At 31.6% G+C, this 19,196-nt stretch carries 25 protein-coding genes and 1 pseudogene; 3 read left to right on the top strand and 23 right to left on the bottom strand.

What is annotated here, in order from left to right; genetic code table 11:
- Positions 1-29: 29 nt before the first annotated feature.
- The 3 genes from CIW83_RS14770 to CIW83_RS14760 all read right to left on the bottom strand — a co-directional run bounded on the left by CIW83_RS14770 (position 30) and on the right by CIW83_RS14760 (position 2,098).
- Positions 30-557: a hypothetical protein gene (locus CIW83_RS14770; protein WP_094902493.1), complete on the bottom strand. Its 528-nt coding sequence runs from the start codon at positions 555-557 to the stop codon at positions 30-32.
- A 22-nt stretch (positions 558-579) separates the two neighbouring features.
- A complete protein-coding gene (locus tag CIW83_RS14765) occupies positions 580-1,752 on the bottom strand; it encodes an NADP-dependent malic enzyme (RefSeq protein ID WP_094902491.1) in 1,173 nt (390 codons plus the stop codon).
- Between the two features lie 124 nt (positions 1,753-1,876).
- Positions 1,877-2,098 (bottom strand): YdbC family protein, encoded by a 222-nt coding sequence (locus tag CIW83_RS14760; protein ID WP_094902489.1) that lies wholly within the window; start codon positions 2,096-2,098, stop codon positions 1,877-1,879.
- A gap of 207 nt (positions 2,099-2,305) precedes the next feature.
- Here CIW83_RS14760 and CIW83_RS14755 point away from each other — a divergent pair, with 207 nt between their 5' ends.
- A complete protein-coding gene (locus CIW83_RS14755; protein WP_094902487.1) occupies positions 2,306-2,890 on the top strand; it encodes an SOS response-associated peptidase in 585 nt (194 codons plus the stop codon).
- A 43-nt stretch (positions 2,891-2,933) separates the two neighbouring features.
- On the opposite strand, the gene CIW83_RS14750 is transcribed toward CIW83_RS14755, so the two are convergent.
- The 4 genes from CIW83_RS14750 to CIW83_RS14735 all read right to left on the bottom strand — a co-directional run bounded on the left by CIW83_RS14750 (position 2,934) and on the right by CIW83_RS14735 (position 7,047).
- Positions 2,934-3,524, bottom strand: coding sequence for a peroxiredoxin (locus CIW83_RS14750; RefSeq protein ID WP_235601356.1), 591 nt, complete (start codon positions 3,522-3,524; stop codon positions 2,934-2,936).
- 156 nt (positions 3,525-3,680) lie between these two features.
- Complete coding sequence (locus CIW83_RS14745) at positions 3,681-4,253, bottom strand: hypothetical protein (RefSeq protein WP_094902483.1); 573 nt, start codon at positions 4,251-4,253, stop codon at positions 3,681-3,683.
- A 214-nt stretch (positions 4,254-4,467) separates the two neighbouring features.
- Complete coding sequence (locus CIW83_RS14740; RefSeq protein ID WP_094902481.1) at positions 4,468-5,697, bottom strand: metallopeptidase TldD-related protein; 1,230 nt, start codon at positions 5,695-5,697, stop codon at positions 4,468-4,470.
- Positions 5,698-5,709: 12 nt separating this feature from the next.
- The gene (locus CIW83_RS14735; protein ID WP_094902479.1) at positions 5,710-7,047 is read right to left on the bottom strand and encodes a TldD/PmbA family protein; all 1,338 of its coding nucleotides are present in this window, start codon (positions 7,045-7,047) and stop codon (positions 5,710-5,712) included.
- Between the two features lie 213 nt (positions 7,048-7,260).
- Here CIW83_RS14735 and CIW83_RS14730 point away from each other — a divergent pair, with 213 nt between their 5' ends.
- The gene (locus tag CIW83_RS14730; protein WP_094902477.1) at positions 7,261-7,929 is read left to right on the top strand and encodes an NAD(P)H-hydrate epimerase; all 669 of its coding nucleotides are present in this window, start codon (positions 7,261-7,263) and stop codon (positions 7,927-7,929) included.
- Positions 7,930-7,938: 9 nt separating this feature from the next.
- Here CIW83_RS14730 and CIW83_RS14725 read toward each other — a convergent pair whose 3' ends face one another.
- The 10 genes and pseudogenes from CIW83_RS14725 to CIW83_RS23830 all read right to left on the bottom strand — a co-directional run bounded on the left by CIW83_RS14725 (position 7,939) and on the right by CIW83_RS23830 (position 13,687).
- Positions 7,939-8,469 (bottom strand): cysteine hydrolase family protein, encoded by a 531-nt coding sequence (locus tag CIW83_RS14725; protein WP_094902475.1) that lies wholly within the window; start codon positions 8,467-8,469, stop codon positions 7,939-7,941.
- 34 nt (positions 8,470-8,503) lie between these two features.
- Positions 8,504-8,755, bottom strand: a complete 252-nt coding sequence (locus CIW83_RS14720; RefSeq protein WP_094902473.1) for a hypothetical protein — start codon at positions 8,753-8,755, stop codon at positions 8,504-8,506.
- A 119-nt stretch (positions 8,756-8,874) separates the two neighbouring features.
- Complete coding sequence (locus CIW83_RS14715; RefSeq protein ID WP_094902471.1) at positions 8,875-10,452, bottom strand: glycoside hydrolase family 73 protein; 1,578 nt, start codon at positions 10,450-10,452, stop codon at positions 8,875-8,877.
- Complete coding sequence (locus CIW83_RS14710; RefSeq protein WP_094902469.1) at positions 10,404-10,979, bottom strand: copper amine oxidase N-terminal domain-containing protein; 576 nt, start codon at positions 10,977-10,979, stop codon at positions 10,404-10,406. The genes CIW83_RS14715 and CIW83_RS14710 overlap by 49 nt, the downstream gene beginning before the upstream one ends.
- Before the next feature lie 32 nt (positions 10,980-11,011).
- Positions 11,012-11,173 (bottom strand): rubredoxin, encoded by a 162-nt coding sequence (locus tag CIW83_RS14705; RefSeq protein ID WP_094902467.1) that lies wholly within the window; start codon positions 11,171-11,173, stop codon positions 11,012-11,014.
- A 74-nt stretch (positions 11,174-11,247) separates the two neighbouring features.
- Positions 11,248-11,670, bottom strand: coding sequence for a GNAT family N-acetyltransferase (locus CIW83_RS14700; RefSeq protein ID WP_094902465.1), 423 nt, complete (start codon positions 11,668-11,670; stop codon positions 11,248-11,250).
- Between the two features lie 49 nt (positions 11,671-11,719).
- Positions 11,720-12,279 (bottom strand): annotated as a pseudogene (locus tag CIW83_RS14695) (DNA-3-methyladenine glycosylase I).
- 37 nt (positions 12,280-12,316) lie between these two features.
- Positions 12,317-12,673: an arsenate reductase family protein gene (locus CIW83_RS14690; RefSeq protein WP_094902463.1), complete on the bottom strand. Its 357-nt coding sequence runs from the start codon at positions 12,671-12,673 to the stop codon at positions 12,317-12,319.
- Positions 12,674-13,016: 343 nt separating this feature from the next.
- Positions 13,017-13,553: an AIM24 family protein gene (locus CIW83_RS14685; protein WP_235601353.1), complete on the bottom strand. Its 537-nt coding sequence runs from the start codon at positions 13,551-13,553 to the stop codon at positions 13,017-13,019.
- Complete coding sequence (locus tag CIW83_RS23830; protein ID WP_235601352.1) at positions 13,553-13,687, bottom strand: AIM24 family protein; 135 nt, start codon at positions 13,685-13,687, stop codon at positions 13,553-13,555. The genes CIW83_RS14685 and CIW83_RS23830 overlap by 1 nt, the downstream gene beginning before the upstream one ends.
- A 181-nt stretch (positions 13,688-13,868) precedes the next feature.
- Here CIW83_RS23830 and CIW83_RS14680 point away from each other — a divergent pair, with 181 nt between their 5' ends.
- Positions 13,869-14,399 (top strand): nitroreductase family protein, encoded by a 531-nt coding sequence (locus tag CIW83_RS14680; protein WP_094902461.1) that lies wholly within the window; start codon positions 13,869-13,871, stop codon positions 14,397-14,399.
- Between the two features lie 77 nt (positions 14,400-14,476).
- On the opposite strand, the gene CIW83_RS14675 is transcribed toward CIW83_RS14680, so the two are convergent.
- The 6 genes from CIW83_RS14675 to CIW83_RS14650 form a co-directional block, all read right to left on the bottom strand.
- Positions 14,477-14,782 (bottom strand): hypothetical protein, encoded by a 306-nt coding sequence (locus CIW83_RS14675; protein WP_094902459.1) that lies wholly within the window; start codon positions 14,780-14,782, stop codon positions 14,477-14,479.
- 2 nt (positions 14,783-14,784) lie between these two features.
- Positions 14,785-16,134, bottom strand: coding sequence for an acyclic terpene utilization AtuA family protein (locus CIW83_RS14670; RefSeq protein ID WP_094902458.1), 1,350 nt, complete (start codon positions 16,132-16,134; stop codon positions 14,785-14,787).
- A 65-nt stretch (positions 16,135-16,199) separates the two neighbouring features.
- Entirely contained in the window at positions 16,200-16,973 is a 774-nt protein-coding gene (locus CIW83_RS14665; protein ID WP_094902457.1) for an ABC transporter permease, read from the bottom strand.
- Positions 16,974-17,019: 46 nt separating this feature from the next.
- On the bottom strand, positions 17,020-17,622 hold the full coding sequence (locus tag CIW83_RS14660) for an ABC transporter substrate-binding protein (protein ID WP_094902455.1): 603 nt from the start codon (positions 17,620-17,622) through the stop codon (positions 17,020-17,022).
- Positions 17,622-18,155, bottom strand: coding sequence for an ABC transporter substrate-binding protein (locus CIW83_RS14655; protein ID WP_143598570.1), 534 nt, complete (start codon positions 18,153-18,155; stop codon positions 17,622-17,624). Before CIW83_RS14655 ends, CIW83_RS14660 begins: the two co-directional genes overlap by 1 nt.
- Entirely contained in the window at positions 18,142-18,933 is a 792-nt protein-coding gene (locus tag CIW83_RS14650; RefSeq protein WP_094902451.1) for an ABC transporter ATP-binding protein, read from the bottom strand. Before CIW83_RS14650 ends, CIW83_RS14655 begins: the two co-directional genes overlap by 14 nt.
- Positions 18,934-19,196 lie beyond the last annotated feature (263 nt).

Below are 19,196 nucleotides of genomic sequence, written 5' to 3'. Positions count from 1 at the left end.
CATTTTTCATGACTCATTCTTTATTTTTTCTATTTTTGATCTTTATATCCTTCCCTAATTAATCGATACTCCCCAGTATCTTCATTCAAATCATAAATGTTAAAGTTTGTTCTTATATCAAATCCTTCAAGATGAGTTGCTAAGTTTATGGAGGCTGATCCATCTTCTCCACTTATTATCCTATGAAATACATTTGTTGTCCAAGTAATTAATCCACCGCCTTCCACTATAAGTTCACCATTGTGTTCTATATAATCTGGAGTAATTATAAACTTTTCTATCCTTCCATGCTCTTTCGTATATAACTCTACATACCTTTTTCCATGAAGTACAAATAAGTTATCTTCTTGATGTGGATGCATATACCAAGGTCTTGCTACTTCTCCAACTGTTCCAGGTGAAATGGCTCCTCTCCTATGTAATACCCTATCTATGGCATCAACCTTTGGAACCATAGATTTTCCCATTACATCGAAAGCAACCCCCTCTGTCTTTCTAAATTCCTTTAGCTTAATAACTTTAAAAAAATTCTCTACCTCTTTTACAATATAACTCATAAAATCCCCCTTATAATAAAATCTATATTCTAGCCATACCTGTTTCTTTAGCTGCCTTAGAAACAGCTTTGGCAATTTTATCTACGACTGTTTTATCGAAAATATTTGGAAGAATATTTTCTTCATTTAACTCTTCTTCTTTAATGGCACTAGAAATAGCATAAGCTGCCGCTAACTTCATTTCTTCATTAATATCTCTTGCACGTACACTTAATGCACCTTTAAATATCCCAGGGAAAGCTAGAACATTGTTTACTTGATTTGGATAATCAGATCTCCCTGTACCTATGATTCTTGCACCAGCTATTTTTGCATCTTCTGGCATTATTTCAGGATTAGGATTTGCCATAGCAAGTATTATTGGGTCCTTATTCATATTTTCAATATCCTCTTTCACTAATATATTTGAGGTTGACACTCCAATGAAAATATCAGCATTCCTTAAAGCTTTTTTCAAGCCTCCTTTCACCTTTTTAGGATTAGTTATTTTAGCTATTTCTTTTTTATATCTGTCTAAAGAAGAATCATCATATTCCAATATACCTTTTCTATTACATATAATTATGTCTTTGAATCCATCCTCCATTAGCAGCTTAGCTATGCTAATCCCAGCAGCGCCAGCTCCATTTATTACGATGGATATATTATCCTTCTTTTTATCTACTATTTTTAAAGAATTTATTACAGCGGCTAAAACTACAACTGCCGTGCCATGTTGGTCATCATGAAATACTGGTATATCTAGTTCTTTTTTAAGCCTTTCTTCTATTTCGAAACATCTAGGAGCAGAGATATCTTCTAAATTTATTCCACCAAAGGTAGGAGATATATTTTTTACCGTAGAGATAATATCTTCAATCTCTTGGCTTTTCAAACATATAGGAATTGCATCTATATCTGCAAAGGTCTTAAACAAAATAGCCTTTCCTTCCATTACAGGTAATCCTGCTTGGGCCCCTATATTTCCTAACCCTAATACAGCAGAACCATCAGTCACTACTGCCACCATATTCCCTTTATTAGTATATTCATATACTAATTCTAAATTCCCCTTTATTTCAGTACATGGCGCTGCCACTCCCGGGGAATATGTAATACTTAAATCTCTATAATCTTTTATTTGAACTTTACTTTTGATTTCTAGTTTACCTCTATTATCCCTATGTAATGCTAAAGATTCTTTCTTTAAATCCATTTAATCTCTCCTCCCTACAAGATTATTCTATGATATTCCTATACCCAAAATTCTCATATATTAGTATTTTAGTAAATAAAAAGGATGGAATTAAATCCATCCTTTTTATACAATTATATTTTAGTTATAAATCTAATTTATTTAATATGTCTCTAAGCTTCTTTAGCTCTTCTGCGGAAAAAGTGACTCCCTTTCCCATCTTTAGATGATCAGGGTCCCATTCCCTTATATCATATTTTGCAGGATAATCGTTCCATGATACTAAATTGATTTCCTTTGTCCAGCCTTTTGCTGATTCTGATAATATTCCTAAGTTTTCTTTTATTTCATATTTTACTTCAGCCACTATATTCCTCCTTATTATTTTCTCAATATATTTTCATTGTATTTTTATCTAGTTTATCTCTATTATAGCAGCTACGTCAATATCAATTTTCTTTAATAGGCTACAATATATTCTTTTTCATTATATCCTTCTTTTATTCTATATCTTCATTAATTTTATGGGTATAATATAAGATAACATTATAAAATAGAAAAGTTAGGTGATGTTATGTGCGGTAGATTTTCTTTAGATGTTAGTATAGATGTATTAATAGAAAGATATAAAGCTATAAAAAGCATGGAGGAATTTAAATTACCAGATGAAATATTCCCCACAAATACAGTTCCTATTGTAATAAATAAAGATAATATTCAATTATCAATGATGAAATGGGGATTTATGCCTGAGTTTACTAAAAAACCTATAATAAATGCAAGAGCTGAAACAGCAGATATCAAACCATTGTTTAGAAATTCCTTTTATAACAAGAGATGCCTAGTCCCTGCAACTAGTTTCTTTGAATGGGAAAATTTAGATGGAAAGAAGATTAAAAGAAGAATCTCCGTTAAAGAAGAAAATATCTTTTCCTTAGCTGGCTTATATAATATTTTTAGAGATAAAAATGGTCAAGAACAAGAATCTTTTACAATAATAACTACAGATGCTAATGAGGATATGAAAAAAATCCACCATAGAATGCCTGTAATTTTACCTAAGGAAATGGAAGAATATTGGCTAGATATAAATTTTAGAAATTTAGATACTCTAAAATCTATGATGAAACCTTATGATGGAGAGATAATAATAGTCTAATAGTTTTGTATAATATACAACTATTAGACTATTATTCATTTATCTAATATATGTTCTTAAAACACAAATACCAATCAACACAATAATATCCTTCTTCGCCACTTACCCTTCTAAGAAGTTCTTCATAGGTTGTAGGTGCTGGTACTACTACTGGCTGTCCCGGAAGCCAATCTGCTGGAGTTGCTACTCCATACATATCAGTTGTCTGTAAAGCTATTAAAAGCCTTATTATCTCAGGTATATATCTTCCATTGGTCAATGGGTATACGAGTATTGCTCTGATAATCTGTTTATCATCTATTATAAATACATTTCTTACTGTAGTGTTTGTGCTTACACTTGGAGCAATCATTCCATACATTTTAGAGATACTCATATCTTTATCTGCTATTATTGGAAAAGGAATCTGAATTCCCGTATTTTGATAAATATTATAAACCCATGCAAGATGTGATGGATTTCCATCTAAGCTAATTCCTAGAAGCTGCGTATTTCTCTCCACGAAAGAATCATATTGCCTTGCAAAAGCAATAAATTCTGTGGTTCACACAGGAGTAAAATCTCCTGGATGAGAAAATAGCACTATCCATTTATCTGCATAGTTAGATAATTTTATAGGGCCAAAGGTTGACATTGCAGTAAAATCTGGAGCTTCATCCCTAGAGTTAAACATCCATTTTCACTCATCTTCTCACCACCATTTTTTTATTATTCCATATATAATATGAGTCCTGTACTATAGTGGTGAGTGAAGAGGTTCTTCGTTTTACTTATATATTTTCTTTATCTCCTATAGTTTAATATCAATCCCTTTAGTCTTTTCTTTATCTGTGCCCAATTTGGTAATATCATCATTGTCTTTTATATTCTTTTTACTATAATCTTCTTCAATCTTATTTACTGCTTCCATAAAGTATTCACCGTAGACTTTATCAATTTTGTCAAAGGCAATCTTTGCTTCTACCCTAGCCTGTAATATTATTTCCCTAGCTTCCTTTTTAGTTTTAGCAGTTTTTATTCTGCTCTCTATTTCTTTTCGCCTTTTACTTGCTTGCATCGCCTTTTCAAGCTTATCAGGTGCCATTTCCATAAGCATCGCTCTTTCTTCTGCTGTAATATTTTCACCTCTTGCAATCTTTTTAGCAATTTTATCTGCAATTATATCATCTCTAATCTTCTTACTCATCATATCTCCTATATTTCCACCATTATCTACTTTTTTATCCTTATTCTGTTTTATATTAAATCCAAATATATTTTGTCCCGATATAATTGTCTTACTATTCCAAGGTTTAAATCCTATATTTCGTTTGTTATCTTGCATAAAATTGTTAAATTTAAATTGACTCCCTGTTATTCTCATATGGTCAACCCCCTTCTCCTATCCTATAAATTATATATCGGCAGGAAAAGAATATAGGTTAAATTTGAACACTAGTTGATTTTAAGAAGTCTATAGAACTTTTATAGAAAATGAAATATTATGAAATCTATACTGTTTCTAAAGCAAATAAATAAAGCCTATCCCTTATTATAAAGAATAGACTTTATTACATCAATATTAGTTTTACATTCTTTTAGATATAATCTACATCTAAGTTAAACACTATAGCCTTTTGTCCTAATAATCCTTTATCTTGAGACTTTCCGACAAAATCATCACCAAACATTGAATATAGTTCACCTGATATAGTAAGTTCAGGAAGTCGTCCTAATAGTTTTTCCCCATCAGTTAAGAATGCTAATTGAACAGGTGTCCCAAATACTCCTTCTTGGGTAAAATCTCCACCGGAAGCTATTAGAACTGCTATCCCCTGCTGTCCATTTAGTAATTCCTTTAAAGTTTTATCGCTAGATTTTACAACAAGATTTCTAGGTGCCAAAGAGGGAACCTTATCATATTCTGCCGATGCACTTCCTGTAAGCGGTAAGTTAAATTGTGATGCAGTTTTTTTATCTGTATATGGGGTTATTATTCTTCCATTTTCAATTAAAGTATATTTATAGTCAGGATTTACTACACCCTCTGCATCAAAAAACTCAACTCCAGATAACTCTTCTTCCTCTGCACTTTGATATAATGTAAATTTATCGCTGAATTTTTTCTCTCCTATGAAATCCTTAAACAATGAAGCACCTGTGCCCACCTTATATCCGTTCATTTCCTCTACTATCTTCATCAAAGTAAGTCCATCATCTGCTATAAAGACTACAGGCTGTTTTCCTTTAGAAGGTAGCTCAATCTTGTTTTTATAAGCTGTTAGCATTTCCCTTATATTGTTTAAAATCTTATCTCTGCTATATTCCCTATCTATATAGGTTGAAAGAGCATCAAATACATTCACCGAATTCTTTTCTTTTATTACAATTGATGCCACAACTACTCTATCTACATGAGTTAAATCAATTCCCTTATTATTTATCAATTTAGTTTCAAAATCTTTGATATAGATATTATTTGAAAAAATGAAGTCTGGAAATTCTTTCTTTAATATTTCAAGTAACTCTTCTACTTCTTTTACAAATTCCTCATGGGACAATGTTTCTTTTCTATAGTCTACTTTTTTCACAAGATTAGTGGATGGCTCGTAAGGGTAAGGTATTTCAAGCCTTAAATTCTCAATTGCTCTTTTTTCCAGCTCAAGTTCATCTACCTTTCCCACAGCTCCTGCGATACCAACAAATCCATTTTCATATACTCTAAATCCTGTTTTAGTAATATCTTTTTTCCTTACAGATTTTATATTTGATTGAAGAATATTTATACTTATTTCCTTTAAATTCTTAATATATTTTTCTTTAATCATAGAAATCCCTCCTCACTGTACTGTAATATTTTTTACTCTAATATAAGGACCTCCCATACCTACTGGAAGTGGCCATTGTTCAAATTTTCCGCAACCTCCCAATGAGAAAGAAAGAATTTCTATTTCTTTTGAGATGCCATCTATTTCATATAAGGTCTCCATTACATTTCCACTAATAACTGCAACATTTACAGGCTCTGCAATCTTTCCGTCTCTTATCATATAAGCGATACTAGGTGCCATGGTAAATGTAGACATACCTGAACCATGTTTTATATCTTCAACTAATATACCTTCTTCTACCTCTGAGATAAGTTCTTCTTTAGTTTTATCTCCAGCTTCAATATAAGTGGTAGTCATTCTCACTATAGGTTCAAACTCAAAATTCAATGCTCTTGCATTACCTGTTGTATTCTCTTTAAGAGATTCAGCTGTTACACTGCTATGAAGCCTGCCTGAAAGAATTCCATCTTTAATTAAATAAGTTGTATTATGCTTAGTACCTTCATCATCAAAAGGAACAAATCCACTTCCTGGAATATCTCCCCTATCAACTATAGATAGATTATCTACTCCTACTTTTTTACCAATAGTCCATTCTTTCATCATGGTTTCATCTCCAACCATAAAATCTGCTTCAGATTTATGTCCAAAGCTTTCATGAGTGAATACTCCTGTTGCAATAGGTGAGAATATAACAGTGTATTTACCTGGATTAATAGGCTTAGCATCTTTAGTATAAATAATATCTTTATCTATCTTATCTTTAAGTTTCTCATGCAATGCTTTAAGTTCATTAAAATCTATAGTAGTCTTATCATAGCTACTATCTAGAGTCTTGCCATCTACATTTAGAGAATATCTGAATGCAACAGCACATGTCTGATAATCAAATTTTAAATCCGCACCTTTGCTTGAAAAAAACTGTTTTGTAGTCTTATGGTCAATATATATTGCCCTCCACATTTTTATTTCTTGTATATCCTTTATAATTGAAAAATATGACTTCAAAAGATTAAGTTTTTCCTCTTGGCTTATATTTAATATATCATTTTCTTTAAATTGTAGAAATTCTCCCGTATTAATCTCAAATTTTTCAACTACAGGATTTTCATTAATTTTTTTATTTTCCTTAGCCATAAGTGCAAGTTTATTTATTTCTTCCTGAATATTATCTGTATCTGTAGTTGAACTGTAGTACCACCTTTGTCCATCAAATATTCTAATGAATCCCCCTTTATGATTTCTTCTTAGATTTTGTCTTAGCTCCCCATTTTGGTAGGTAATTTCACTGATAGAAGTATCTTCTAATCTTACATCTGTATAAAGATTCTCTGGAAAAATATACATCTAATCCCTCCCTAAAGTCTATAGTTGATTAAATATTACCAATATTACAAAATATTGTCAATGTACATTCTCTATGATCCTAGTTGTTGATATCATACCTTGACGCCTTATAAATTATATATCAATAGAAAATAGAATATGCTATATCAATTATATATTATTGATACTCTTTCCCATAAGATATATAATAATCTTGAAAGGAGCGTGTTTCTTATGCTTACAATTAGTTGTGAAGAAATGAAGGCTATGGACTCCTACGCCATAGAGAAAATTGGAATTCCCAGCATAGTTCTAATGGAGAATGCTGCTCTCAGAGTAATAGATAATATTGATTTAGATAGGATGAACAGTATTACCCTAATATGCGGAGTTGGGAATAACGGTGGAGATGGTCTGGCTATAGCTCGTCATCTTATAATAAATAGAAAAAATGTGGATTTATTTATTGTTGGTAATTTAGACAAGGGAACCAAGGATTTTAACATTAATTTAAATATACTTAAAAACATGGAACTAAAATTTATTCATATAACTGGAGAAAAAGAGCTAGAAATTCTTAAAAAATCCTTAGTAAAAAATGATTTAACTATAGATTCAATATTCGGAATTGGACTAACTAGAGATATTGAAGGTATTTATAGAGAGGTAATTTCTTTAATCAATCATTATTCAAATAATATTCTTTCAGTTGATATTCCTTCAGGGCTAGATGGAGATACAGGAAAAATCCTTGGCATTTCTGTCAAATCAAATAAGACTATTACCTTCCACCTAATTAAAAAAGGATTATTAGAATCTAAAGAATATACTGGAGAAATAATAGTGGAACTTATTGGAATACCTGAAAAGGCTACTAAGGTTATATTAGAAAGGATGGAGTAATCCATCCTTTCAATCTGTAATCTCAATTTGACACATCTTCATTGCATTTAAGGCATTTTGGTGGCTTTCGGGAGTCACTCCTGCACAGCACTTTGCATCTACTGATATTTTCACCTCTGGTAGAAATGCCTTGATTAGAAGTGCATTGGAAATTACACAAATGTCAGTACAAAGACCTATTAGTTCTATTCCTTCTATTTTCTCTTTTTTATCTATTTCTATTAGTTCTTGGACTAGTTCCTTTGAACCAAAGGTATCTTTATTATAAATATTAGTCTGAGCATCTTCGATTAATTCTTGAATATTTTTATGTAATTCCCATCCAGGTGTACCCTCTATACAATGCTCTACAGGCAATTTTTTTCCTTCTTGAGTAGATAAATAATCCTTGTTGTGAGTATCCTTTGTATATATTACCTTACCTTTAAATTTCTTTATTTTTTGAATTACATTTGGGACAATATTAACTGCCTCTTTTGTACCTAATGCCCCATCTATAAAATCATTTTGCATATCGACAACAATTAATACCTTTTTCATTTTATTTTCCTTCCTTTCTATCTATTTTTATCTTTTAGATATATGAACATCCACCAATTAACATACCAAATGCAATTGTAATAGCAGCTATTATTAAAGTTGCCCTGCAAAAATTTTGTAAGTTTTTATTTGTTCCACTGCTAAATGCCCATAAAACATACATTAATATATTTAGGATGGGAACAGCAAGTATAATTAGTATCCCTATCCATTCTCCAATAGTCATTACATTATCATTATTCTTAGACTCTGGACTCTTCCAAGGTTTATTATAATCCTGAGACAAATTCTTCTCCCCCTTACCCCATTTTATTAAGCCTATTTAATCTATTCTATATAAATTTAAAAATTCCTTCTTTTTTCCTATATTTTTTGCATATAAAAAGGATGGAGTAATCCATCCTTCTATATACCTATCTTATCTAATTCATCTAATTTATATTGTTTTATTATATTCATTAACTTTATAGGATACCCAGAATCTGTTGCATATCCTGCCCTTCTCAATGCCCAAGCTCCTTGAGTACTATTATGCATCACTTCTCTAAAAATACCATATCTCTCAGCTTTGAGAAGCAACTCTTTATGGTTTGCCCAACTTTCATTGATATTGTTATAAGCTCTAAATTCAGCATCAATTCTAAATTTAGTTCCGTTATATTCTTCCCATGTATTGGATATAACAGATCCCGCTGTTCCTTTTCCTTTAATTCCAAAGAGATTATTAGAAGATTTACCAGTATACTTATCTACAGGTACAGATTGTCCCCATCCTGTTTCTAGTATAGCTTGTGCTGTTTGTAACGAAGCAGACATTCCTGTATTCTTCCAAGATTCTTTTGCTAAATTAGATGCCACTCCTAAAAACTTATCTTTAGCAATAATTGGTTTTGGTCCATAAACTTTTCCCAAGTAAATTTTGATTGGAATTTCTTCGCTCTCAATAGCTTTACCATTATACACACCTATGGCTTTAATATGACTATAACCTAGAATTTCTTTAGTAGGTACAAATTTATATTCTACAGAAGGATTTTGCCCAGATCCTAAGACCTTTTTTGTTCCTTTAGCTGGGTTTATTAAGATATAATCCACACTAGCTATTCCAACATTACTCAATGCTTTTAATTTTACTTCTGATGTAATTACTTGTTTTGGTCCCACGCCCTCTAGAATTAAATTAGGCTTTCCAGATAATTTAACCGTAATACCTTGTGTCTGATGAATTATTCCTAAAGTATCTTTTACTCTAACTAGAAGTTCCTTAGTACCTGAATACTCTGGACCTGGAAACCATTTATAACTTCCATAACCTTGCTTTTTAAGGACTTCTTCTACCCCAGTATTTGGATCTCTTAGGATATATTCTGTTTCAGTAACATTAAAATTCCTAGTGGCAGATAGATTAACTGGTTTATTTATGGTCATATCCTTTGTAACCCCTGAGAATCCTAATTTATATGGAACTTCGACTTTAACATTAATGTATTCGCTAGAATAACCTTTATTATTCTCATCATACGCAATGACTTTAATTGAATAATTTCCACTTTCATCTACCATAGGTGACCAATTATACGGTCCCCATGGATCTAACTCCGTTGTTAAATTGGTTTTATTTTTATTCAAATTAATTATTTCATATTTCACATAAGATGCTAAAAAATTAATACTAGCGGATAAAGATATATTGCCATCTATCACTTGTCCATTTTTTACTCCATTTAAGGATACACTAGGTAATGTATCAATATTTACAATTATAGAATCACCTGAAAGAAAATTCCCTTTATTATCATAAATAGCAGCTACAAGAATCTTCTTTCCATTATCATCTAAACTTGGTAACCATGTATATTTTCCTGTCAAATTACTTCCTCTAGCTATAACCTTTCCCTTAGCAGTTTTAGGATCTAATAGCAAATATTTTATTTCTACACCATTTTTAGGTATACTATTAGATGCTTTAATTTGTAAATCCATTTTTCCCTTGACAGCTTGTCTGAATTAACTGTCGAAATCTTTTCTTGAAAAAAAGTCTGAAAACTGGATTTGATTTTAGAATTTACTTTGACAGCACTGTTAGTACCATCCCATTCGATACCAACACCTAAGGCAGTACCTACCAAGCGTAGTGGTGCATAGGTGCTACCATTTATTATTATAGGGGGAGTATCCGATAAAAAATATCTTTCATCTCCATCCATATATTGTACTAAATAACTATCTATCCTCAAAACTATTGTTTTATTATCTTTTTCAATTTTAACAGTCTTATCATCATTGTTCCAAGTAACCTTTGCCCCTAATTCTTCTGATATAAAACGTACAGGCACTAAAGTTCTGCCGTTTCTCACTGCTGGAGCTGCTGAAGAAGATATATCTCTCCCGTCTATTATTAATTTAATAGTGCTTGCAGCTAATGACCTATTATCTACAGCTCCCAATATCAATAGTATCATTAGAATAACAACCATTTTTATATTAAATATGCCTTTTCTTATTTTCATTTTTTCTCCCTTCTTCCTTAATCATATATAGCCTATTTTATTTCTTCAAAAGCCATTTTAGGTTGATTGCAAGTAGGACATTTCCAATCCTCTGGCAAATCTTCAAAAGCAGTATTAGGCACTATATCATGTAACTTATCTCCTCTTTCAGATCTATAGGTATAACCACATACTGTACATTTATAATCATTCATATTATCATCTCCATTATTATTCTTATATCTATTATTACATATATTTAAGTATTACATATCCTATTCTAATAAGGTCATTCTATGAAGCCCTTTTCTTTCATCTTATGAGCATTATTAAACAGTGCCATTCCCGTCTTCATTTTCTTAAAATTGAATTTTTCGTAAAAAGATTCTTTCCCAGGTGAAGCATATAAAATACAATTGCAATTGGAAACTCCTTCTAAAATCTTATTCATAATAATTCTTCCTATACTTTTTCCTTGATATTCAAGGGATACTGCTATATCATAAATTGCAGCTTGATAGACTCCATCGGAAATTGTACGGCCAAATCCAATTAACTTCTCTTCATCAAAGACGAATACAACTCTATAGCTATTTTCAAAAGCCTTCTTATGAATATCTCTATCATAATTAGCCATTCCAACTGTTTTCAATATCTCAACTACATTTTCCCACTCTATATTTGAGCAATCATACTGAAATCTGAATTTCATTCACTTTGCCTCCTGGAAACCTTAAATTAATAATATTTTAATGATAAAATTAACATTTGGAATATTGCTCACACCATATCATATGATCATTAACCATACCTATGGCTTGCATGAAAGCATAGCAAATTGTTGATCCTACAAATTTAAATCCATGAGCATATAAATCTTTACTTATAGCATCAGAAAGCTCTGTTGTCGTAGGTACTTGGGATAATTCTGTCCATGTATTTGTTATTGGACGATTATTGATGAATCTCCAAATATAACTATCAAAGGAACCATACTCTTCTTGAATACGCAAAAATGCTTGTGCATTACTTACTAGGCATTTATCTTAGCCTTATTACGAATAATACCTGGGTTGAGCAATAGCTGCTCCTTTTTCTCTATACTATATTCAGCAATTATTTTAGGATTGAAACCATCGAAGGCTATACGCATTGATTCTCTTTTGTTCAGAACTGTAGTCCAACTTAATCCTGCTTGCATACCTTCTAAAATAATCATTTCAAACAATAGATTATCATCATGAACTGGTTTACCCCATTCTTTATCGTGATATTCAATGTCTGAATCTTTTGTTGCCCATAGGCATCTCTTGAACTCCATATAAATTCTCCTTATATTAAATTATTCTTAATCATTATCATACTAAGACGCTCTTCCATTCATCTTCCTTAAATCCAACCAAAACATCATCTTCGCATATAACAATAGGTCTTTTAACAAGCATGCCATCTGTTGCTAAAAGTATAATCTTTTCATCCTCGGACATATCCAACAGCTTATCCTTTAAGCCTAGTTCCTTATAGAGATTGCCACTTGTATTAAAAAATTTCTTAATAGGATATTTACTTTTAAATATCCACTCTCTTAACTCATTTTCAGTGGGACTGTTCTCCTTGATATTTCTTTCTTCATGCTCTATATTATTTTCATCTAACCATTTTTTAGCCTTTTTACAGGTACTGCATTTTGGATAACATATAAATAAATATTTCATAAGATCCTCCTTATTGCATACTTTTTCGTCCTTCAAATATTTCCTACTAATTAAACAATTTAATATTAATCTTATAATAACATATTTATATTTCTACATCAATTTGTACCTTAATTTATCAAAGAATGGACAAAAACCCCTTATCTTTTTAATCAGATATTTCTTATGTTCAGAATTTCCATTATCCTAGTCTTTTCCTATGAAAAATCATTTTGTACTAATTCATCTAAGTTTTTTTATTATAATATATAAATAATAAATACAGTTTTTATTTTGTTATAGAGATAATAGTTGGAAATTTAAAAAAAGATGGATTAATCCATCCTTTTCTAGATTTTCTTTTTTATCCCTTTGAAGGTACAAAGGGTATTATCCTTGCAGCTAGATTTGATATAGGCATAGATTGAAGAATTATTTTACCAGGACCTATCAATCTTACAAGGAATAAACCTTCACCGCCAAATAAGATATTTTTGGCTCCTTTAATCGTTTCTATTTCATATCTTACACTTTCCTCGAATAAAAATACATGTCCTTGGTCTACTAGCATTGTTTCTCCTGATCTTAAATTATATTCAATCAATGAACCATCAGCCTCTAAAAATAACTCCCCATGTCCAGAGAATTTTTGTAATATAAAACCTTCTCCACCTAATAATCCTGATGAAAATTTCTTGGTAAATACGGTTTGAAATTCAACACCTGTTTCTGATGCAAGATAGGCAGATTTCTGTCCAATTAAGGTTTGACCTTCCATCTTTATGTTTTTTATTGTTCCTGGTAATGATGAAGCAAATACAATTTCTTGATTATCAGTTTTCGCTGTATAAAAATTCAAAAACATACTTTCACCTGAAAACATTCTAGCTATACCTTTCATTATACACCTGATGTTACCTCTACATCAAAACCATCTGTCATCCATGACATTGATCCTGCACTGGTTTTAATAGTCTCTCCTCTATTTAATATACATCTAAGTATTGGATAATCTCCTTCTATTGAATACTTCATGTCTACACCTCCATTAATAATTTTTATTAATTTATACCCTCGATTGTAAATTAATTATAATAACTTAATCGACTTTTATTTTTTATCTAGTCACTATTCATTTTACTTCTACTCTATATTACCATTTTTAAATTCATCATGCTATAATATATTTATGAAAGCAAAAATAAGGAGGGCTATTATGTTAGATTTATTGATGAATAGAAGAAGCATTAGAAAATATAAGAATCAAGAACTAGAGAAAGAAATCTTAGATAAAATATTGCAAGGTGCTTTAACTTCTCCTTCCGGGAAAAATAAAAAACCTTGGGAATTAGTTGTCGTAAATAATAAAGAAATCCTTGATAAGTTAGGTGCTTCTAGGGGTGGAGCTTCGCACCCTATATCAAATGCAGAATTAGCAATTGTAGTTTTAGTAGATCCTAATATTACAGATACTTGGATAGAAGATGCTTCTATTATTGCTACTGTGATACAGCTAACATCAGAATCTTTAGGACTTGGCTCATGCTGGATACAAGTAAGAAATAGATTGACTGAAGATGATCAAAATGTAGAAGATTATGTAAAAAAACTTTTAAATATCCCCGAGAAATATAATGTAGAAACTATGATTGCACTAGGCTATCCAGATGAAGAAAAAAAGCCTCATGATACTGAGACTTTACCTTATGATAAAATTCATTATAATGGATTCAATAAAGCAAAATAAATTCCAAAAATCTCCTTATCCATAGGTAAGGAGATTTTTTAGTAAAATTAAAACTAAGTAATGATTTAACTTATTTATTACTTTTCTATTTCCATTTCCAGAAGGGCCATTCCAAGAGATTTTCCATGCTTATCTACAGCAAGACTTCTTGTAACCCCTCCACCCAAAGATTCTTCGAGTACAAAATTAAATGCACAAATATTATCAAGTTCATACCTTCTTACTCCACCAAAACAAATTTCAGAAAAAAATTCTTCTACTCTTTTTGCAGTTAAAAATTCTTTAAGCATAGGGTAATCTTTTTCGTCATATGGAATAACAGCAATATTTGACATATTGCCTTTATCTCCAGTTCTAGTGTGAGCTATTTCTTTAAGCTTCATGTCTATACCTCCCAATAGATAGTTTCAGTAATTATATCTTCTTTAGGAATAATAATTGCACCAACGGATAATACCTGCCTCACTCTAGATTCGACTCCTGAAGAACCTGCAGGTCCATTTGTATAAAGATAGTCTAACTCTTGGGCTATAAGCATTGCATCCTCAAAGGTCTTTGTTCTACCACTTATCCTAAGCCTTATTTCACTATGTTCCTTAGATCCGAAACTATCTGAAATATTTGTTTTATATAAGGAATTGTAGCCTATATAATCAGTTCTGTACTCATCTATATTAGCTCCCACAATTTTCAAGCGTTTTTCAATTATATCAGCACACATTTTTGCACGAGGAAGAGAATTTAATCCTCCGAAGCTTACCTCCCCCTCCCCAATATAACAATCACAATATCCAACATTTACCTTATAGGTATTAGGTACTCCCCTAGACATGGCTCCTGTTACAAGTACAACATCCTTTTCCATCTCCTTGAAGAAAACATTTGTGAAATCAACTATAGCATTAGGAGTAATATAGCAGGATGGATCTGTAATTTCGTATAATAGTTGTTCTTTACAAGTTCGAAGAGATACTTCCCCCCCTGAACCCTTTACCTTTGTAACGATAAAATCTCCATTTTCATCTATTTCAGCAATTGGATGACCCAAAATATGTAGATTCTCCACATCTTTATATCCAGGATCTGCAAAATATCCTCCTGTAATTTGTCCACCACATTCTAAGAGGTGTCCTAATAAAGTTGCTTGACCTATTTCATACAAATCATTTTCCGTCCAGCCAAATTCATGCATCATAGGTCCTACGAATAGTGCTACATCTGCAACCCGCCCTGTAACTACGATATCAGCTCCATTGTCAAGAGCTTCTTTTATCGACTCAGCTCCTAGATATACATTTGCTGATATTATCTTGGCATCAAGTTCACCTAATGTCTTGGTACTTTGCCACATAACTGCATCCTTATATTTGTCTAAATCATTAGTTATATTATCTCCAGAAACCATAGCTATTTTAATATTATTAATATTCAACTCTTCTGCGATTTTTATGATATGTTCAACTGCTGCATTAGGATTTGCTGCACCCATATTAGTTACTATTTTTACACCCTTTTCCTTTGCTTGCTTTAAAATACCCCTCATCCTTGATTCAAGCATAGGAGTATATCCTTTTGATGGGTCCTTTAGTTTTTGTTGTTGATTATTTGCAATTGTCCTTTCTGCAAGGCATTCAAATACAATGTAATCAATATTTCCTTTTTCCACCAGCTCTATTGCTGGTTCCAATCTATCATAGGAGCATCCTGCTCCACAGCCAATTCTGACTTTTTTCATACATAAGCTCCTTTCTTTAAAAGCAGCCACAGTAGAATAAATTAACTGTGGCTGTTTTCATATTTTTATTTATTTTCGTTAAGAGTCCAAAATAATATCTTCTTCTTTAATTTTTCAAAGGAAAGCATAACGATTACAATAAAACATCCCATAAATAATAGCCCAGCAATTACTCTAGCATAATCCGAAAAATCGGCATAATACTGAATAAAATATCCAAGTCCAGAATTTGTTGCAAACATTTCAGCTATGGCGAGTAAAATAAATGCAAAGTTTAGTGCTGTACCTGCACCAGCTAAAATAGATGGAGCAGCAGCAGGCAAAATTACATTTAGTAATTTTTTAAAACCTTTTAGTTCCAGAACCTTAGAATTATCCAAGTATTTTTGATCAATCAAAACAATTCCATTTATAGTGCCATTTAGAAAGGGCCAAAAGCATCCTATAAAGATAACTGCCACAGATGATAAATAAAAAGTAGGCATAATCGCAATAAGATAAGGCGTCATCATAGATGGTGGAATTGGATTAAGAGCAAATATAATCGGTCTCAAAGTTTTATTTAATCTCGGATTAGTACCTATTAAAATTCCTAGTAAGATACCAGAAAATGCAGCACCAAAATATCCTGGTATCAAAAGCTTTAAAGAGCTAATAAGACTTTTCCACAGCTTAGGCATTGAGTCATAGAATTTAGGTCCAATTTTTGAAAAGCCTGGAAACAGCACTGGATCAAGCACTTTAAAAACATCAGTAGCACATAAATAAACTAAAAATGCTACAATCAGAATTATGATAGTTCCTATATAATTTTTAATATTTTTATTGTCTTTTAACATTTATGCTCACCTACTATAGTAAATACATTTCTAAATCTCTCCGAAACTAATTTAATGCTTCTGAATTATAATTTATAAATTTTTCTTGAAGTTCTTTATAGAAAGAATCTCCTGGATTTTCAGCTGTAAGTTCATCTAAAGCTTCTTTGTATATTTTAATATTAATATGATCATTTACATCTATATCAGCTGGATCAATGTATTTCATATCAATCAAACGATCCCACATATAACGAACTCCATCACTCTTAGGATCTGTATCAAAAATTTGATTCGTTTCAAGAAGCATTGTTCTTGCATTTTCCTCGTCAAGTTCAAGGTATTTCATATTTAGCTGAACTGCGTACTCTGGATCTTCACTTAATACTTTTTCTGCACGTATATATGAACGTAAAAATGCTTTTACAGCATCTCTATTCTCATTGATCCATGTTGTATTTGCAACCGGTCGACAACAAACATGCACTGGATCCCAGAAATCATTACTCCAAGCAATTGTCTTAAGACCTGCCTCAAGTGATTGTAGATATGTTGAGTTCGTACCAATACCAATATCTGCATTACCTGATTTAACAGCTTCTAGAACTTCACTTGGCTTTTTAAATTCTAGTATTGTTACATCTTTTTCAAGGTCGTATCCTGCTTCCATCATGCACCACGCCATACGATATCAGGAGTATACATTCTTGCCGTAGCAACTTTTTTACCAACAAACGATTCTAATCCTTTATACTCTAAATCAGATACAGCGTAAACAGGCATACCACCAGACAAATATCCACCAAAGACGGTAAAATCTGCACCATTTGTAACATATGTAAGAGGTGCAGCAGTTCCAAAAGAAACAGCTACATCAATCTTTTTTGATTGTAGAGCTGTCAGTGCATCTGTTGAATTAGAAAATGGAACAAGCTCAATTTCAATACCTTCCTCTGTCGCAATACCTTTATCAATAGCAATAAATCCTAAAATATTTCCTGTTCCCGGATTATATGCAACATTTATTTTATGTAGCTCTTTTTTATCAGGTTTCTCAGGTGTTCCCGTTACTTGAACATCATCTTTTATTTCATCTGTTTCTTTACTGCTACAACCAACCATAACTCCCGCTAATATAAAAATAACAAGTGTCAATGTAATAAAACGTATTTTTTTCTGTCTCATCTTATTATCTCTCCTCAATTAATTTTTCTTCGATATCTCTATTTATAATATGGATAAGCTTATTTCGCAATTCTAAAGCTTCCTCATTTTTAAACAAAGAATCTCGGTCAACCTTTTCTTCGTCTTTAAAAGAATGTGTATAAATAATTTTGCTAGGACTTGAACCGAAAACAAATATTTTTGTAGATAAAAGCAAGGCCTCATCAACATCATGGGTAACAAATAAGATAGTCTTTCTGTTTTCTTTGTCCTTCCGCCAAAGATCTAATACCATGTCCTGCAATTTAGCACGCGTAACAGCATCTAATGCACCAAATGGCTCGTCCATAAGTAAAATAGGAGGATCTAAGGCAAAAGATCGGCATATAGCAGAACGTTGACGCATACCTCCAGAAAGTTCATTTGGATATTTATCAAATGTGGATTCCTCCAATCCTACCTTTTTTAGATAATATAGAGCACGTTTTTTTAAGTCCTTTTTACTCTCATTCTTAAATTTTTGCTGCAAAGAAAGTACAATATTCTTTCCTGTAGTTAACCATGGAAACAGACTATAATCCTGAAAAACCACACCTCTATCTAGACTTGCTCCTTGCAATGGATTGTCTCCAACAAAAATAGTACCTGAATCTGGTTCTGATAATCCTGCCATCAATCTAAGGAAGGTGCTTTTACCACAACCTGATTGACCTAACAGACAGACAAAATCTCCAGCCTCTATTTTCATATTTATATTTTCAAGGATAGGTTCCTTGTCATATGAAAACATAATATTTTCAACTTTAATGTCATGCATAATCAACTCTCCTCGTGCACCTATATAATACTACTCTTCTAAATCACCATATAATTTTATTGTATTTATGAGCTCAAATCAAATTGAGAATAATTATACCAATGGTTGTGGTTATAGATTATTTCTATAACGAGTAAATAAGTAAATAAGGATAATATTTCTGTATATCACTAATAATTATTCCATAAAAAAATCTCCTTATCTTTAGATAAGAAGATTTTTATCTTATTTCATTAAATGAGTTTCCAATATCTGCTCCATTC

Source organism: Tissierella sp. P1 (assembly GCF_002266425.1).
Classification (GTDB): domain Bacteria; phylum Bacillota; class Clostridia; order Tissierellales; family Tissierellaceae; genus Tissierella; species Tissierella carlieri.
Note: the sequence above shows the minus strand (reverse complement) of the source record. Positions and strands in the feature narration are given on the sequence as shown.

Excerpts from the sequence above, each read along its gene's own strand:
- CIW83_RS14770 (WP_094902493.1), bottom strand. The coding sequence starts at position 557 with ATGAGTTATATTGTAAAAGAGGTAGAGAATTTTTTTAAAGTTATTAAG.
- CIW83_RS14715 (WP_094902471.1), bottom strand. The coding sequence starts at position 10,452 with ATGGATTTACAAATTAAAGCATCTAATAGTATACCTAAAAATGGTGTA.
- CIW83_RS14700 (WP_094902465.1), bottom strand. The coding sequence starts at position 11,670 with ATGAAATTCAGATTTCAGTATGATTGCTCAAATATAGAGTGGGAAAAT.
- CIW83_RS14650 (WP_094902451.1), bottom strand. The coding sequence starts at position 18,933 with ATGCATGACATTAAAGTTGAAAATATTATGTTTTCATATGACAAGGAA.
- CIW83_RS14665 (WP_094902457.1), bottom strand. The coding sequence starts at position 16,973 with ATGTTAAAAGACAATAAAAATATTAAAAATTATATAGGAACTATCATA.
- CIW83_RS14705 (WP_094902467.1), bottom strand. The coding sequence starts at position 11,173 with ATGAATGATTATAAATGTACAGTATGTGGTTATACCTATAGATCTGAA.
- CIW83_RS14745 (WP_094902483.1), bottom strand. The coding sequence starts at position 4,253 with ATGAGAATAACAGGGAGTCAATTTAAATTTAACAATTTTATGCAAGAT.
- CIW83_RS14670 (WP_094902458.1), bottom strand. The coding sequence starts at position 16,134 with ATGAAAAAAGTCAGAATTGGCTGTGGAGCAGGATGCTCCTATGATAGA.
- CIW83_RS14730 (WP_094902477.1), top strand. The coding sequence starts at position 7,261 with ATGCTTACAATTAGTTGTGAAGAAATGAAGGCTATGGACTCCTACGCC.
- CIW83_RS14690 (WP_094902463.1), bottom strand. The coding sequence starts at position 12,673 with ATGAAATATTTATTTATATGTTATCCAAAATGCAGTACCTGTAAAAAG.
- CIW83_RS14685 (WP_235601353.1), bottom strand. The coding sequence starts at position 13,553 with ATGAAAGGTATAGCTAGAATGTTTTCAGGTGAAAGTATGTTTTTGAAT.
- CIW83_RS14755 (WP_094902487.1), top strand. The coding sequence starts at position 2,306 with ATGTGCGGTAGATTTTCTTTAGATGTTAGTATAGATGTATTAATAGAA.
- CIW83_RS14735 (WP_094902479.1), bottom strand. The coding sequence starts at position 7,047 with ATGTATATTTTTCCAGAGAATCTTTATACAGATGTAAGATTAGAAGAT.
- CIW83_RS14660 (WP_094902455.1), bottom strand. The coding sequence starts at position 17,622 with ATGGAAGCAGGATACGACCTTGAAAAAGATGTAACAATACTAGAATTT.
- CIW83_RS14725 (WP_094902475.1), bottom strand. The coding sequence starts at position 8,469 with ATGAAAAAGGTATTAATTGTTGTCGATATGCAAAATGATTTTATAGAT.
- CIW83_RS23830 (WP_235601352.1), bottom strand. The coding sequence starts at position 13,687 with ATGAAGTATTCAATAGAAGGAGATTATCCAATACTTAGATGTATATTA.
- CIW83_RS14740 (WP_094902481.1), bottom strand. The coding sequence starts at position 5,697 with ATGATTAAAGAAAAATATATTAAGAATTTAAAGGAAATAAGTATAAAT.
- CIW83_RS14675 (WP_094902459.1), bottom strand. The coding sequence starts at position 14,782 with ATGAAGCTTAAAGAAATAGCTCACACTAGAACTGGAGATAAAGGCAAT.
- CIW83_RS14680 (WP_094902461.1), top strand. The coding sequence starts at position 13,869 with ATGTTAGATTTATTGATGAATAGAAGAAGCATTAGAAAATATAAGAAT.
- CIW83_RS14765 (WP_094902491.1), bottom strand. The coding sequence starts at position 1,752 with ATGGATTTAAAGAAAGAATCTTTAGCATTACATAGGGATAATAGAGGT.
- CIW83_RS14710 (WP_094902469.1), bottom strand. The coding sequence starts at position 10,979 with ATGAAAATAAGAAAAGGCATATTTAATATAAAAATGGTTGTTATTCTA.